The following is a 343-nucleotide window of genomic DNA, read 5'->3' as shown; positions in this document are numbered from 1 at the left end:
GACCTGACCTTGGCCCACCACCGTCTGCCCGATACCGGTCAGCACCGAGGCCTTGAATTCACCGGTAGGCGGATTCGATACGATCGCGATCGACACGGGATCAACGGTACCGTAGTTGTCTATGATCGTCTGATTGGTTTGGAATAGCTCGGCCCAGTTGAAATCTAGGAACGAACAGACCTTGGCAAACGCGACTTGATCAACGGACGCGGCCCAACGAATCGTGCCGTTTGTGGGCGGTGTCGGATTGACCGGGTTCTTTGCGGGCGGAACCATAGCATTGAGGTTGAAGGCAAGAGCAGGCAGATATACGCCATCACTGAAGCGGTAACGAATCGTATTG

General features: G+C 55.1%; 1 protein-coding gene. It reads right to left on the bottom strand.

Features of this window, described 5'->3' with window-relative positions; all coding sequences use genetic code 11:
- The coding region (locus AC1RPR_RS08580; protein WP_481763529.1) for a hypothetical protein at positions 1–343 on the bottom strand (343 nt) is incomplete at both ends.

The organism is Dellaglioa sp. CoH-57-MRSF-22, assembly GCF_056781895.1.
Note: the sequence above shows the minus strand (reverse complement) of the source record. Positions and strands in the feature narration are given on the sequence as shown.